We start from the raw sequence: 13,313 nt of genomic DNA, 5'->3' as shown, positions 1-13,313 counted from the left end.
GACGCCCCGCTGCGGGGACTGCGTGTTCAGCGGCTGTGCTTACTTCTTGTGGCCGGACTCGCGGATCATCGAGGCCGCCTCGGCCTTGATATCAACCAGGTCCTTCTGCAACTCGGCCAGACCGTACCAGGTGACGTAGTCGGGGTTCATGTGGAACGCCCCCTGGAAGGCACGCATGCGGTGCTCCAGGAACATCACGTACAGGGTCTGCTCGATCGGAGTCCTGGTGTCGTAGAAGGTGAGCAGGTCCGGATAGGCCGGCTGACCCTTCTGCGGTTTGATGACACCCTTCTCGTAGAGGTCGGCAACGATGGTGATCGCCTCGGCCATCAGTTTGTCCGCCTCTTTGATCATCTGGTCGGCGTTGCCAAGCTGCGTCTTGGCGTAGGTCGCGCTGTGGCACTTGCTGCAGATGCCGACCATCTTGTCGCGGGACGCCTGCCACTCTTCCTTGGTGAGGCGCGCCACCTTGCCGGCTTTGACCAGTTCCAGGCGGCCGGTCGGCTTGCCTGCCGGGTCGAGCACGCCCAGCCCTTTGAGGATGGTGGCGCGGTAACCCATCCACTCCGCATCCTCTTCCGGGAGGCGCAGGGCGAGGAAGCCCCAGGAGGTCATCACGTTGTGGTCGCCGTCGCCCATGTGGCAGGTCTGGCAGGTGGGAGCGCGGCCGGTGTCACCCTCCATCTGGTAGATGGAGCCGTGCTTGGAGTTGGACCACATCTCCCACTGCGGGTGATCGAAGCCCATGTGGCAGGTGCGGCACGCTTCCGGCTTCTTGGCCTCGGCCTTGCTGAACTTGTGGCGGGTGTGGCAGGAGTTGCAGGGGGAGCCGTACTGCCCTTCGGCGCGGGACTTGTCGTCGCGGATGCCGACCTTGTGGCAGCCGCCGCAACCCTTCATGCCCTGGATGTAGGCGTGGGGCTGGATCTTGTTGGTCGGCATGGCGTCCATAGCCACCCAGGCTACTGCGTGCTTCCCGGAGGCGTACTGGTCGTGCTGCTTCGTGTGGCATTCCTTGCAGGTCTTCTCGGTCGGCATGCTCACCTTGGCGACGTCTTTGGCGCTCTGGTGGGCGGTGCCGTGGCAGCTGGAGCAGTCGACGCTGCCGCTTTTGCCCATCTCGCCGGACAGGAAATCCTTGACGATGTTGGGGGTCACCTTCTCGTGACAGGTTATACAGTTGCTCTTCCCGGCGAAGGCCGCCCCGGCCAGCATCAGCACCAGCGCCAGCGCCCCTCCCAGTTTCTTCATGCCATCAATCATGTAACTACCTCCCCTGATAATTAAAAAAACAGGGCACATGTAAACCATATGCGGGGGAGGAATTCCTTGATGTAGGTCAAAAAAGCGTAAACACAGGAGGTACCGAACGGGATACTCCCTAAGCTTTGAGCAATAACGTAAAGGTGCAGCCGTGGTTACTTATGGCCGGGCGATGTTATTGACAATACTACCGACGGGGGCGCCGCTGCCGGCAAAAACGGGCGGCGACGATAGACAAAGCGTTGTGGCAGTGAGAGGTGCGGATATACTATCAGGCGTCCGATCGCCTTGAAGAGGAGAGGGAGGTTCAGCTATGAAGAAGAAGGCGCGGCCCGGATCCCTTCCGAGCGTCACCTTTCAGAAGGAAACCCACTGCGGCAGGATCTATGTGACGGTGACCATGGACCCGAAAGGGAAGCCGTTCGAGATCTTCGTCCGCTTCGGCAAGGCCGGCCATTGTGGTGCGGCCGTCTTCGACGGCTTGACCAGGATACTCTCCTATGCCTTGAGGTCCGGACTGGACGCCCGCGAGGCAGTGAAGGCCCTGGGGGGAATCGGCTGCTACTACGGGAAGGACACCTGCATGAACGCGGTCTCCGAGGCTTTGCGCGAGGTCGTGGAGCTTCCGGGGATCGCCGGTTCCGGTCACCGCGGTTTGCGAGGTCCCGGAGCGAAGTAGCGCCCCACCTTTTCATCCATCTCGTCTATCCACCCCGCCTTTGAATCAGGAAAAGCGTCAGCGTAGGGGACGTACGGCTTGATATCGAGAACGGGCGTGCCATCGAGCAGGTCCACACCGCGCAGGTGCAGCGTCTTTCCTTCCACCCTCACCAGTTCCACGGCGGACAGCCCGATCGAGTTGGGGCGGTGCGGTGAGCGTGTTGCCAGGACGCCGCGTTTGGGTCCCCCGCGGGGTGGCTTCACGTTGCTTTTCCACCCTTCGCTGCGGTGGAAGGCGAAAATCAGCCAAAGTCTCTGAAAGCCGCCGAGGTCCTGGATCGCCTTCTCGTCCAGCCACTCCTGGAGCTCCAGCGTGGCGGTGGCGAAGTCGCCGGTCTCGGTGCCGGCCACCACGGTGCCCTGGTGCGGCGCGTCGATGCGGCGGGAATAGGGGGATCGCAAAAGGCCTATGGGGCGGTAGGAAAAGTGTTGCTCTTCGATCATGCGGTCGGACACTTCCTTTGGTGCGAATGGGACCGGAGCGGAAACCAAAGCCCCGGCGAGAGAGGGCTTTTTCTCGTGCGGCGGAAGCGGGAATGGGGAATTCCGGTGGCAGCCTGGCCCCTGCGGCTACCTGTGCCGGTACCCTAATGAAAATCGCAGCTCTTGTCAAGGAAGGGGCAAGGCCGAAGGGTATGGCAGGGCGCGGAAACGTAAAAAGCCCCCGTGGTGCGGCCAAGGGGGCTTTTGGCACAGGGTCGCGAGCCGCCTATTTGTCGTGGCAGGTGAGGCAGAGTGCGCTGTTTTTATCGCTCTTGATGAGGTGTCCCTTGGCGGGGTTGAGCGGATCGTGGCAGGTGAGGCACCCGACGGCGCCGTTGACCATGATCATGTTGCGCTCCTGTACGGAGATCGGCTTGTAACCCGGTTTCGTGTCGACGTAGCTCTGGTAGATCATTCCGATCGGGTGCTCGCCGTCGAAGGAATGAACATGCGACCCCCGCCCCGTCGGGTTGTTGCGCAGATCGACCCTCACATCGGGGCCGGCGGCGCCGTCGTGGCAGCCGATGCATTCCTTGGAAAGGGGGTCGAGTTGCGGCGGCGGTGCGGCCGGCGCCGTGACCACCCCCATTATGAACAGTGCCGCCGCAAAGGCGACGAGCGCTGCTTCCTTGAAGCTCAGTGACATGGGTTTCCTCCTCCGGTGATGCTATGTCCTATCGGCAGGGTGCGCCGTTTCTTTAGAGATCTGCCGCGCCTTCGCTATCTCCCCTTTATTCGGCGCGTGAGCCCCAAGCGAAGGAGACCCAGGCGACGGGGAGTTCGGTCATCTCCATCGGCGCTGCTTCGGCCGTTGCACCGGCCACCTCCCCGGGAGCGGGGATAGGGTTGCCCGCCTTGGCGCGTTCAACCTTCACCAGGTATGCCCTCTGGGCCTCGACGGACTTCTGCAACTGGAGCGAATAGGGGCATCTGCCGCGGAGGACTGTCGCGTCGGATTCGTCGGCGTGCGCCGTCGCGGTGAGCACGGGAGAGGTGATGGTGAGCAGGGAAAGGGTGATTATCGCTAAAAGCGTCGCTTTGGTATCTTTTGCGGTTTTCATGGCTGACTCCTGTACTGGTTTCATCGTTACCTGGACCAGTACAAGGAGGGTGCCAATGTCAGTGGCAATTTAATTGTAATAATGTGCCGTAATTACAGCGTCTTGCGAACTTGGGCTCTAAGTCGTCGTGGGTTCATTGTTCAGCCTTTGCACAATCGACCGGACAACCCTGTTCAGGTTCTGATGTGATGATTCCTTATCCATGCTCCCCCTACTGCTGTCAGGAGAATCCCATGCCTCAGTGCTTCCGATTTTGAGTCGGAGTGTGAATAATTAGCTAGTTCTATTGACTCGCGGCTGCTGCGTGATACTTTCCTTCCTGGGTTTTGGTTTGGTAATGGAGGTTACCATGAGCGTGCACGAAAGAAACCTGGTTCTCTCGCCCCGGTGGCTGATGACTGCAGTGGTCACCTTCCTGTTCGGATTTGCCGTGATGGGCTACCTCGCCTACCGCAACGCCAATGAGGGGCCACCGGTCCCGCGCGAGGTGAGGACGACGGACGGCACGGTGCTGTACACCGGAGACGATGTCATAGGCGGCCAACAGATCTTCCAGAAACTGGGGCTCATGCAGTACGGCACCATCTTCGGTCACGGCGCGTACCTCGGCCCGGACTTCACCGCCCAATACCTGCACCTGAGCGGCGAGAAGCAAACGGGGTACTACGCGGGGCAAGGGGGCTCCGCCGCAGACGCGGCAGCCAAGGTGCGTACCGAGCTAAGGGAAAACAGCTATGTCCCGGAGAGCGGTCTGCTCACCTTTTCTCCCGCCCGGGCGCGCGCACATGCGGAGCTCATCGACTACTACCGCGGCTGGTTCGGGCCGCTGCAGACTCAGCAGGGGCTGAAGCGGCCTTACCTGAACGATCCCGAGGAAATCAGGAAGCTCACCGCCTATTTCTCGTGGGCCGCCTGGACCAGCACCGCGGAGCGCCCCGGCACCGGTCACTCCTACACCAACAACTGGCCCCCGGACAACCTCGCGGGTAACCGTCCGACAGCGGGGATACTTTTGTGGAGCGTGCTGAGCCTCATCGCGCTGCTATGCGGCACCGGCGCCATCCTCTTCGTGTTCGGCCGCTACGAGTTCCTCGGCTGGCATTCGGCGGACGAATACTCAGCGAAGCTGCAGGCTCCGGAAAAGGTGCAGCTCACCCCATCTCAACGCACCGTGGCGTGGTACTTCCTGGTGGTGTCGGGGCTCTTCCTCCTGCAGGGGCTTTTAGGTGGGGTGAACGCGCACTACCACGTGGAACCGGCGGGATTTTACGGCTTCTCCCTCGGGGACATCCTGCCGTACAACCTCTCCCGCATGTGGCATGTGCAACTCGCGCTCTTCTTCGTGGCGTCGAGTTTCCTCGCCATGGGGATTTTCCTGACCCCGATGATCGCCGGAAAGGAGCCGCCGCATCAGGAGAAACTGGCGCTGGTTCTCCTGGGCGCGCTGGTGGTCGTGGTGCTGGGGAGCCTGACCGGTGAGGCGATGAGCCTCAAGGGGATGCTTGCCACCGCTGGCCCCTGGTTCTACGTCGGGTCCCAGGGGTGGGAGTACCTTGATCTGGGGCGGCTGTGGCAGATCCTGCTGACGGCCGGGATGCTGATCTGGCTCGTGATTCTGGTGCGCGGGATGAGTGAAAGGCTGCGTGGGGAGCATCCCGGGAACATGCCGTGGCTGTTCATTTACAGCGCCGTTTCCATCCCCCTTTTCTATGCCGCCGGCATGTTGTATGGCAAGACCACCCATTTCAACCAGGTGGAGTTCTGGCGCTTCTGGGTGGTGCATCTGTGGGTGGAGGATTTTCTGGAACTCTTCACCACCATCATGGTGGCCTACGTCTTCATGCTCATGGGGGTAGTGCGCATGCGGGTGGCAACCACCATCATATATCTGGATATCATCCTCTACTCCATAGGCGGGGTGCTGGGGACCATGCACCATCTCTACTTCAGCGGGCAGCCCGAGGTGCACATGGCGTTTGGTGCGTTCTTCTCCGCCATGGAAGTGATCCCCCTGCTGCTCCTTACCTATGAGGCGTGGAAGTTCATGGGGCTTGGTGCTCCGGCCGGCAGTTCCATGCTCAGTACCACGGCCGACATGTTCCCGCACAAATGGGCGGTGATGTTCCTGATAGCGGTGGGCTTCTGGAATTTTCTGGGAGCGGGGGTGTTCGGCTTCCTGATCAACCTCCCCATCGTGAGCTACTACGAGATCGGCACCCAGTGGACCGCGAACCACGGGCACGGCGCCATGATGGGAGTCTACGGCATGCTCTCCCTGGGCTTTTTCATGTTCGTCGCGCGCTACTTCGTCCCCCTGGACCGCGCCAGCAACCGCGCCATGGCCATCGCCTTCTGGTGCACCAACCTGGGGCTCGCCTGCATGCTTTTCCTGAACCTTTTTCCGGTGGGGCTGCTCCAGCTGCGAAAGATCCTCGCCACCTCGTACTGGGAGGGGCGGCAGCCGGAATTCTTCACCGACCCGGCAGTTCGTTTCTTCGAGTGGCTGCGTCTGCCGGGGGACATCCTCTTCATCATCGGTATACTGCCGGTGGTATACCTTGCGGTGCGCATGTTCATGAACCGTAACCGCCCGCGTGTCTTCTAGGTCCGGCGGAGCCGTCCGGCAGGTGCTCCACCGTAGCCTTACAGCCGACAAAATACAGCAGCTGGACCACCCCCGCCGGTGCCGATGATATGAAAAGAGCGGCTCGATCATGATCGAGCCGCTCTTTCTGTTTTCCTAAGGCGCCCGAGGGGGCGCGAGCCGCAACGTTACCGGGCGAAAGCGAGGCTGCCGGCGATCCCCCACATGGTGCAGCCGACGAGGATGTCGAGCACGCGCCACGCCACCGGCCGGCGGAACAGCGGGGCCAGCATCCTGGCGCCGTAGCCGATGCCGTAAAACCAGACACAGGAGGCGGTCATCGCGCCGAGCGCGAAGAGCAGGCGGGCTCCTCCCGAATAGCGCCCGGCCAGGCTGCCGAGCAGCACCACCGTGTCGAGGAAGGCGTGCGGGTTGACGAGGCTCAGCATCAACGTGGTAAGGACCACCTTGGCGAGGCCGCCGGTTACCTCGTCTTCCCCGCTCGCATCGATAGCGCCGGGCTTCAGCGCTGACATGAAGGCACGCACCCCGTAAAAGAAGAGGAAGGTGACGCCACCCCAGAGGGTCGCCTGCATGAGACGTGGCGAGGAGGCGACCACGGAGCTGAAGCCCCCGGCGCCGAGGGAGATGAGCAGCGAATCGCACAGAAAGCAGATCGAGCAGACGGCGAAAACGTACTGCCGCTTGAGGCCCTGCCTGAGAACGAAGGCATTTTGGCTGCCGATGGCGACGATGAGGCTTGCTCCGAGGCCGAAGCCGGTGAGTAGGGGGGAAAGGGTGCTTGCTGCTGGCATGAGGTGGAAGATCTCCGGGCTTGAATAGTGCCTCTGCTGCATGGTCGATGGAGCCGGTCCTCGGGTTCCCCCGGCAGTCCGGCTCCTCCTTTTCAACTGTGGGGCGAGATGGTAGCACGCTTTGGCTGGGGATAGAAGTGGGGAGAAAGCATGTGGCAAAAAAGGCCCTGGCGAAGTGCCCAGGGCCTTTCTCTGTGCAAGGAGGAAAAGGTTGCTGCAGGAACTGCACATGCAAGCAGCCGCTGCGGTCACATCAAGGCCCCCGGCCGATTCCGACTCCGACTCCGTGCTGTACTGCTCCAGCACTTCGCGCAGCGCCTTGAAGTCCACCGGCTTGGTGATCACCTGGGTCACCCCGCCCGCCAGGAAGCGCTCCTGGGCTTCACCCATGACATGAGCGGTGAGGGCGAAGACCGGGACCTCGCGGTTGGGGGTGTCCTGCGGCAGTTGCCGGATGGCCTGCGTCGCGCTCAGCCCGTCTATTCACAGGTGCTTCTGCCAATTGCAGAGACCGTCATCATCCAAAAGGGACCGGGCTGGGGCTGGCATCGAGCCATTCCATCATCACCCGGCACGGCGGCAGCATTTTGTTTCTATATCTCCTGGGTTTTTCCGCCGCCGAAAGAGTTGCTTTTTTCTGACATGTTGCTACTTTTTAAGTTAGTACGTTTTAATACTATAACGGAGGTGCCGACATGGCGAAAAAAAACGACTCTGGCACAAACGACGAATCCTCGATTCGCACACTGGGCGAGTTGATCACCACGTTGGACAACGATCCCACCATCCTTGAACGGATATCGACATTCATGCCCGAGTTAGGGAAGATGAAAACGGTGCATGATCGCCACCGAGCCCTATTCGCAGAGGTTCTGGGGGGGAATCGCGAGAAGGAGGGGGAACTTGATGCTGCCCGGATGGATACCAACAACCATCTTGGTGTGTTCCACGGGTTGGTTCAGCTGACTGGCAGCCGCGACCCGAGCATCCCACAGAGTCTTGGCATCACCGCTCCCACCCCGACCAAACGGTCCCTCACGAACCATTTCTCCTCGCCTGAAAACCTGAGGCTGGTCTACAAGGGGCTGTCCCTGATTGCGCGGGCAGGTAGTGTCAAAGGTGCCAAGAACTACGAAATCTGGGTCTGCGACGGTGATCCGATGGTAGAAAGCAACTGGAGATACCACTCACACTCCACGCGGGTGAACCATATCGAAATTACCGGGCTGACACCCGGCAGAATGTACTACTTCAGGATCAGGGCGGTACTTTCCGGCGGGAACAGCCCCTGGTCGAACTTTGTAGGCATGATGGCGATCTAGATCCCTTCACACCATGGCCACCACGCGGAACTCACATTTCGACGTGGTGGCCTTCCATTTCACGCGACTTCTCCCTCCCCTCACAAGTCCCCCTCGAAGTATCGGAAGTTTCCCCAAAAATTGCATGACTTTTCTCCGAATTTGGGCATCTTTTGTCTTATTTTGCATAACTCTCGACCTGAGTTGGTGAACTCTTCTCCTGATTTGCCCAACCCTTGCCCTAGGTTGGGCAGCTCTTGTCCTAACTTGCACAACTTTTACCCTAAGTTGGTTAACTTTTGTCTTAAGTTGGTCAACCCTCCTCCTCACTTGCATAAATTTTGTAACTTTTTATTTTGATTAACTCCAGGGGTAGATGTGTACAGGATTTTGTGTAAATGCCCGATCAAGTCCAGGGGACTTTTCGGCGCCTGCAGGGGCGAGGTAACTGATCTGGGGCGTATGACAGGACGGTCTCATGTTGCAGTGCTGAGAGCCATTGAACGTGCCCAACATGAGAAAGATCAGGAGGTCGAAGATAAATATGTTACGTATGTTACCTGCCCCTCATGCCGCCTGCGTCCCCTCATGCCGTCCCCTCATGCACTCATGCACCTGCGTCCCCTCATGCACCTTGCCGGTCCCTACGGCCCATCTTGTTCTTGACATATAGTGCAATGCAGATGTATTCAATGGAAAATTTTTCATGGGATGTCAGCAGGAGGAACTTTTGCACAGATGCCTTTTTATGGTCTCGTTGTTGATGCTTTTCACTACGGGATGCTCCGTATTCAGGTCCGAAACACAGACCCTGAACATCACGTGCAATGAAAAGGGCACACTCCTCAGGGTCAACGGGAACAGATACAATTGCCCCGCCACCCTCGAGGTGCTCCGTAACAAGACGATCGAGGTCGAGGCGGAGAAAAAAGGGTTCGAACCCTACACCAGGTTGATCGACCACCACTTGAACGGCACCGGGAAATTGGACGTCGTAGGTGCTGCCGTGTTCCTTGTTCCTGCCATCGGCATCATGGGTGCCGGTGCCTGGGACCTCGATCAGACCGAGCTGCAGGTGCAACTTTTCCCGGAGCACAACGAGCACCGTTGAATTTCGGAATTGTCTAGGGCCCCTTCCTTTCTGCGGGCTCAACGTGAAGGTACAGCATGAACAACGAGGGCCTTTGGCGATTGCCAAGGGCCTTCGTTGTTGGGAGACGGTTCCCCTATTCACTCAGTCAAGTCTTAGTCGGCAACATTTGTTTAGTATTTTCTCTTTGTAAATGGAGATCGGAGGGTAGCAGGACACCATCCCCACCTGGCTTGGAGGCTCCATCATCGTCGCCGTCTTCGTGCTTTTGGCCGTCGTCGGCAACGAGGTCATCTACCGCGTGCACCCCACCGAGTTCAGGCGCGAACACAACGATATAGTCGGTTTCATCCACCTTCACGTTCCTTTTCGGCCTGCACAAGCGATGGTACCAGGTTCTCGCCGCTGGGCTTGCCGGTCTGACGGCCCTGGTACTGGTCCTGATAGCGGTCATGGACCGCCCATACATGGGGGAGGCGAGCATCTCACCTGAGATAATCAGGGAGTCGATCGCGAAAATAGAAAAGTGACCTGTGGAGCTGCGCGCGGGAGCTGGAGGTGGGGGGGGTGGCGAGTTGTTCCCGTGGAGGAGCGGCAACGAAAAAGGCCCTTGGCTGATGCCAAGGGCCTTTTCTAAATAATGGTCGGAATGAGAGGATTCGAACCTCCGACCCCCTGCTCCCGAAGCAGGTGCGCTACCAGGCTGCGCTACATTCCGGCTTTGAAACTCTGACGGGTCAATCAGGAGGAGAGATATATCAGCATTGATCGCTGATTGTCAAGCAATAAGAAGTATTCTTCTTTAAAATATTCCCTTTCCGATCTCTGTCCCTGCCAATACGTTGAAATCACGGGGAGCTGGCGGCACCACCGTCACCCGTATCCAGCCGCAACTGTCGGTTGACTGCCTGGGATGCGTAATCCTGCTGGCGCCCCGTTACCGCTGGCGGCTCTCCCCCCTGGGGTATGGTTGTGCCACTAACACCGGCCACTGCATTCTTGAAGGCTCGCGCCTCGGCGCCGCTTCTCTCGATGTCCTTCGTGGAGAAGAAGGGGGAAGAAAATCATTGTCATCCCCTGGTGGAAGTGCTAAAAACTTTCTCTTCAGGTTATTTGCGGAGTGTGCATGGCCATCAGGGACTTACGAGACTTTCTCGCCGTGCTGGACACCGCAGGTGAGCTGCATCGGGTGGATGCGGAGGTGGATTCCGAACTGGAAATCTCCTGCATCACCGACCGGCAGAGCAAGCTCCCCGGTGGCGGCAAGGCCCTTCTCTTCCAAAACGTCAAGGGAAGTTCCCACCCTGTGGCAACCAACCTCTTCGGCTCCCCTTCCCGTATGGCGCTTGCGCTCCAGGTCGAACACCTTTCCCTGCTGTCGGGCAAGATGGAACGGCTCCTCGCTGCACCCGAGAGCGCGCCGGCGCCGATCCTCGTGGGGCAGGCACCCTGTCAGGAGGTGATCGAGCGGCATCCGGACCTGGGACGATACCCTTTCCTGAAGAGTTGGCCCGATGACGGCGGGCGCTTCATCACGCTCCCCCTGGTGTTCACCCGGGACCCCGAGACAAGTCTCGTCAACTGCGGCATGTACCGGGTCCGGATCTTCGACGACGGCTGCGTGGGGATCCGCTGGAAACAAGGCAGCGGCGGCTTTGCCCATCACAGTAAGTATCTGGCGGCAGGATTGCCGATGCCCGTGGCCATCGCCGTTGGCGCCGCGCCCGCGCTGACGCTGGCCGCGATGCTCCCTTTGCCGGAACGGTTGGACGAGGTCTCCTTCGCCGGATACCTCAACGGGACCCCGGTCGCCATGGTCCCTTCACTCGGGTCGGCACTGCAGGTGCCGGCTGAAGCGGAGCTGGTCATCGAGGGCGTGATCGATCCCGGCGCCACCCGCTACGAGGGCGCTTTCGGCAACCACACCGGGAGCTACGATCCCGGCGAAGAGGTGCCCCTGGTTCGGGTCACTTGCGTCACCCGAAGGAAAGATCCCATCTGTCCGGCGACGGTGGTGGGCCCGCCGCCCATGGAAGATTGCTACCTGGCCAAGGCTGCCGAGCGGCTGCTGCTGCCGCTGCTGCGCCGGCAATGCCCCGAGATCGTCGACCTGGTCATGCCGGTGGAGGGGATCTTTCACGGTTGTGCCGTCATCTCCATCGAGAAGAAGACGGCCGGACAGGGACGCCGGGTGCTGGAGTCCTTGCGTGGCGAGGGATGGCTGAAACGCGGCAAGCTCCTGGTGGTCGTGGATGAGACCCGGGAAGGACTTACCCTGGCGCACGGGTTTTGGCAGGCGCTGAATGCGGTCCGTTTCCCGGCGGACCTGGTGGTGACGCCGGACGGCTGCCTCGGAGTCGACGCCACCGGTAAGTTCCCGGAAGAAGGCGGGGAGCAAAAGCAATTGTTGCAACCGGATGCATCGGTTAGTGCCCAGGTTGAGCGGAGATGGCGGGAGTACGGCTTTCACTGAGCTAGGGGCGGGAAAGGAACTCATGAGCAGTCAGGCAGGAGTCGAGATGACGATGTACGCCAGGATCAAGGTATTCCTGGAGATGATAAAGTTCAGCCACACCATTTTTGCGCTTCCGTTCGCCTTCACCGGCGCCGTGCTGGCGGCGAAGGGGCTCCCCACGCTGGCGCAGGCGGGGTGGATCGTGCTGGCCATGGTGGGGGCGCGCACCGCTGCCATGGGGCTTAACCGGGTGATCGACGCCGACATCGACGGCCGCAATCCGCGCACCGCCGGGCGTGCGATCCCGGCAGGACTGCTCGGGCGCGGTTCGGTCACCTTTTTCATCGCGTTGTCCGTGCTGCTCATGCTCTTTGCGGCGCGGATGCTGAACCCGCTTTGCCTCTACCTGTCGCCGGTGGCGCTGGGGTTCATCTTCCTTTACTCCTATTGCAAGCGTTTCACGGCGTTGGCACACGTAGTGTTGGGGATCTGCCTGGCCGGTGCGCCGCTGGGCGCCTGGATCGCCATTCGCGGCAGCGCCGAACTCCCGGCCTTTCTCCTCGCCTTCGCCGTTCTCTTCTGGGTTGCCGGCTTCGACATCCTCTACGCACTGCAGGACATGGACTTTGACCGCCAAAGCGGCCTGCACTCCATTCCCGCGAAGCTCGGGGTAACGGGTTCGCTTTGGACCTCGCGCATCTTCCACGTCCTTTCCTGTCTCTTCCTGCTGGGCCTCTATCTGCAGCTTGGCCTCGGAACCTTTTTTCTGGCCGGCCTGGTCGCCACCTGCGCGATGCTTCTTTACGAGCATCACCTGCTGCGCGGCGGCAACCTCGACTGCCTCGACGCCGCCTTCTTCAACATGAACGGTTACATCAGCGTGACCCTCTTCGTAGCCACGCTGCTGGATACCCTGACAGCGGGGGCGATGTGAAGCAGCGCCATTTCGTCGTCGCCATAACCGGGGCTTCCGGCAGTATCTACGCGCTCAGGCTGATCGAGGAACTGCTCCGCTCGGCGGCGCGCGTCAGCGTGCTGATCACGGAGGCGGGGTTTGCTGTGTTGCGTGAGGAGTGCGGTTTGGAGTGGGGCGGCGCGGCTCAAGTGGTACAGGAGCAACTGCGGCAGAGGGTGGGGAGTCTGGGCGAGCTTCGGTACTACGCCTGCGACGACCTCTTCGCCCCCATCGCCAGCGGTTCGTCGGCCCCTGACGCCATGCTGGTGGTGCCCTGTTCGATGGGGACCCTGTCCCGCATCAGTAGCGGCAACGCCGGCAATCTCCTGGAGCGGGCCGCGGACGTCATGCTCAAGGAGGCGCGCCCCCTGGTGCTGGTGCCGCGGGAGACCCCGTTGAACGCCATCCACCTGGAGCACATGCTGAAGTTGTCCCGGCTCGGGGTGAGGGTGGTACCCGCAATGCCCGGCTTCTACCACCAGCCGCAGAGCATGGAGGACCTGGTGGACTTCGTGGTCGGCAAGGTGCTGGACAGCGTGCAGGTAGAGCATAGTCTGTTCCGGCGCTGGGGCGGCGAGTAACCTGC

The 13,313-nt window shown here is 60.5% G+C and carries 15 protein-coding genes and 1 tRNA gene; 9 read left to right on the top strand and 7 right to left on the bottom strand.

The window, feature by feature from the left end; translation table 11 throughout:
• Window positions 1-39: 39 nt before the first annotated feature.
• The gene (locus tag KP001_RS15375) at window positions 40-1,263 is read right to left on the bottom strand and encodes a multiheme c-type cytochrome (RefSeq protein ID WP_217286469.1); all 1,224 of its coding nucleotides are present in this window, start codon (window positions 1,261-1,263) and stop codon (window positions 40-42) included.
• Window positions 1,264-1,576: 313 nt separating this feature from the next.
• Here KP001_RS15375 and KP001_RS15370 point away from each other — a divergent pair, with 313 nt between their 5' ends.
• Window positions 1,577-1,942, top strand: coding sequence for a TSCPD domain-containing protein (locus tag KP001_RS15370; RefSeq protein WP_217286468.1), 366 nt, complete (start codon window positions 1,577-1,579; stop codon window positions 1,940-1,942).
• On the opposite strand, the gene tsaA is transcribed toward KP001_RS15370, so the two are convergent.
• The 3 genes from tsaA to KP001_RS15355 all read right to left on the bottom strand — a co-directional run bounded on the left by tsaA (window position 1,909) and on the right by KP001_RS15355 (window position 3,527).
• A complete protein-coding gene (tsaA, locus tag KP001_RS15365; protein ID WP_217286467.1) occupies window positions 1,909-2,427 on the bottom strand; it encodes a tRNA (N6-threonylcarbamoyladenosine(37)-N6)-methyltransferase TrmO in 519 nt (172 codons plus the stop codon). The genes KP001_RS15370 and tsaA overlap by 34 nt on opposite strands.
• A gap of 265 nt (window positions 2,428-2,692) precedes the next feature.
• A complete protein-coding gene (locus KP001_RS15360; RefSeq protein ID WP_217286466.1) occupies window positions 2,693-3,112 on the bottom strand; it encodes a cytochrome c3 family protein in 420 nt (139 codons plus the stop codon).
• Window positions 3,113-3,197: 85 nt separating this feature from the next.
• The gene (locus tag KP001_RS15355; RefSeq protein ID WP_217286465.1) at window positions 3,198-3,527 is read right to left on the bottom strand and encodes a hypothetical protein; all 330 of its coding nucleotides are present in this window, start codon (window positions 3,525-3,527) and stop codon (window positions 3,198-3,200) included.
• 349 nt (window positions 3,528-3,876) lie between these two features.
• Here KP001_RS15355 and KP001_RS15350 point away from each other — a divergent pair, with 349 nt between their 5' ends.
• The gene (locus KP001_RS15350; protein ID WP_217286464.1) at window positions 3,877-6,132 is read left to right on the top strand and encodes a nitric-oxide reductase large subunit; all 2,256 of its coding nucleotides are present in this window, start codon (window positions 3,877-3,879) and stop codon (window positions 6,130-6,132) included.
• Between the two features lie 167 nt (window positions 6,133-6,299).
• Here KP001_RS15350 and KP001_RS15345 read toward each other — a convergent pair whose 3' ends face one another.
• Window positions 6,300-6,926, bottom strand: a complete 627-nt coding sequence (locus KP001_RS15345) for a LysE/ArgO family amino acid transporter (protein WP_217286463.1) — start codon at window positions 6,924-6,926, stop codon at window positions 6,300-6,302.
• A gap of 229 nt (window positions 6,927-7,155) precedes the next feature.
• Between KP001_RS15345 and KP001_RS15340 the strand changes: the two genes are divergently transcribed.
• From KP001_RS15340 to KP001_RS15330, 3 genes are all read left to right on the top strand, one after another.
• Window positions 7,156-7,323, top strand: coding sequence for a hypothetical protein (locus KP001_RS15340; protein ID WP_217286462.1), 168 nt, complete (start codon window positions 7,156-7,158; stop codon window positions 7,321-7,323).
• Between the two features lie 298 nt (window positions 7,324-7,621).
• Entirely contained in the window at window positions 7,622-8,248 is a 627-nt protein-coding gene (locus KP001_RS15335; protein WP_217286461.1) for a fibronectin type III domain-containing protein, read from the top strand.
• A 709-nt stretch (window positions 8,249-8,957) separates the two neighbouring features.
• Complete coding sequence (locus KP001_RS15330; protein WP_217286460.1) at window positions 8,958-9,338, top strand: hypothetical protein; 381 nt, start codon at window positions 8,958-8,960, stop codon at window positions 9,336-9,338.
• Window positions 9,339-9,465: 127 nt separating this feature from the next.
• Here KP001_RS15330 and KP001_RS15325 read toward each other — a convergent pair whose 3' ends face one another.
• Window positions 9,466-9,672 (bottom strand): hypothetical protein, encoded by a 207-nt coding sequence (locus KP001_RS15325; protein ID WP_217286459.1) that lies wholly within the window; start codon window positions 9,670-9,672, stop codon window positions 9,466-9,468.
• Between the two features lie 19 nt (window positions 9,673-9,691).
• On the opposite strand from KP001_RS15325, the gene KP001_RS22465 reads away from it, so the two are divergent.
• The gene (locus KP001_RS22465; protein WP_496197187.1) at window positions 9,692-9,847 is read left to right on the top strand and encodes a hypothetical protein; all 156 of its coding nucleotides are present in this window, start codon (window positions 9,692-9,694) and stop codon (window positions 9,845-9,847) included.
• Between the two features lie 111 nt (window positions 9,848-9,958).
• Here the strand turns inward: KP001_RS22465 and KP001_RS15320 are convergent.
• A tRNA-Pro gene (locus KP001_RS15320) sits at window positions 9,959-10,035 on the bottom strand.
• Window positions 10,036-10,443: 408 nt separating this feature from the next.
• Here KP001_RS15320 and KP001_RS15315 point away from each other — a divergent pair.
• Genes KP001_RS15315 through KP001_RS15305 form a run of 3 tightly spaced genes read left to right on the top strand, consistent with a single transcriptional unit; the run spans window position 10,444 to window position 13,308 of the window.
• A complete protein-coding gene (locus KP001_RS15315; protein ID WP_217286458.1) occupies window positions 10,444-11,790 on the top strand; it encodes a UbiD family decarboxylase in 1,347 nt (448 codons plus the stop codon).
• A gap of 22 nt (window positions 11,791-11,812) precedes the next feature.
• Window positions 11,813-12,706, top strand: a complete 894-nt coding sequence (locus KP001_RS15310) for a 4-hydroxybenzoate octaprenyltransferase (RefSeq protein ID WP_239027799.1) — start codon at window positions 11,813-11,815, stop codon at window positions 12,704-12,706.
• Complete coding sequence (locus tag KP001_RS15305; RefSeq protein WP_217286457.1) at window positions 12,703-13,308, top strand: UbiX family flavin prenyltransferase; 606 nt, start codon at window positions 12,703-12,705, stop codon at window positions 13,306-13,308. The genes KP001_RS15310 and KP001_RS15305 overlap by 4 nt, the downstream gene beginning before the upstream one ends.
• Window positions 13,309-13,313 lie beyond the last annotated feature (5 nt).

Origin of the sequence: Geomonas subterranea, from assembly GCF_019063845.1 — a bacterium.
GTDB lineage: Bacteria > Desulfobacterota > Desulfuromonadia > Geobacterales > Geobacteraceae > Geomonas > Geomonas subterranea.
This window is presented reverse-complemented; position numbering and strand designations above follow the sequence as displayed.

Coding starts and splice junctions, on each gene's coding strand:
- KP001_RS15375 (WP_217286469.1), bottom strand. CDS start 1,263: ATGATTGATGGCATGAAGAAACTGGGAGGGGCGCTGGCGCTGGTGCTG.
- KP001_RS15370 (WP_217286468.1), top strand. CDS start 1,577: ATGAAGAAGAAGGCGCGGCCCGGATCCCTTCCGAGCGTCACCTTTCAG.
- tsaA (WP_217286467.1), bottom strand. CDS start 2,427: ATGATCGAAGAGCAACACTTTTCCTACCGCCCCATAGGCCTTTTGCGA.
- KP001_RS15360 (WP_217286466.1), bottom strand. CDS start 3,112: ATGTCACTGAGCTTCAAGGAAGCAGCGCTCGTCGCCTTTGCGGCGGCA.
- KP001_RS15355 (WP_217286465.1), bottom strand. CDS start 3,527: ATGAAAACCGCAAAAGATACCAAAGCGACGCTTTTAGCGATAATCACC.
- KP001_RS15350 (WP_217286464.1), top strand. CDS start 3,877: ATGAGCGTGCACGAAAGAAACCTGGTTCTCTCGCCCCGGTGGCTGATG.
- KP001_RS15345 (WP_217286463.1), bottom strand. CDS start 6,926: ATGCCAGCAGCAAGCACCCTTTCCCCCCTACTCACCGGCTTCGGCCTC.
- KP001_RS15340 (WP_217286462.1), top strand. CDS start 7,156: ATGCAAGCAGCCGCTGCGGTCACATCAAGGCCCCCGGCCGATTCCGAC.
- KP001_RS15335 (WP_217286461.1), top strand. CDS start 7,622: ATGGCGAAAAAAAACGACTCTGGCACAAACGACGAATCCTCGATTCGC.
- KP001_RS15315 (WP_217286458.1), top strand. CDS start 10,444: ATGGCCATCAGGGACTTACGAGACTTTCTCGCCGTGCTGGACACCGCA.
- KP001_RS15310 (WP_239027799.1), top strand. CDS start 11,813: ATGAGCAGTCAGGCAGGAGTCGAGATGACGATGTACGCCAGGATCAAG.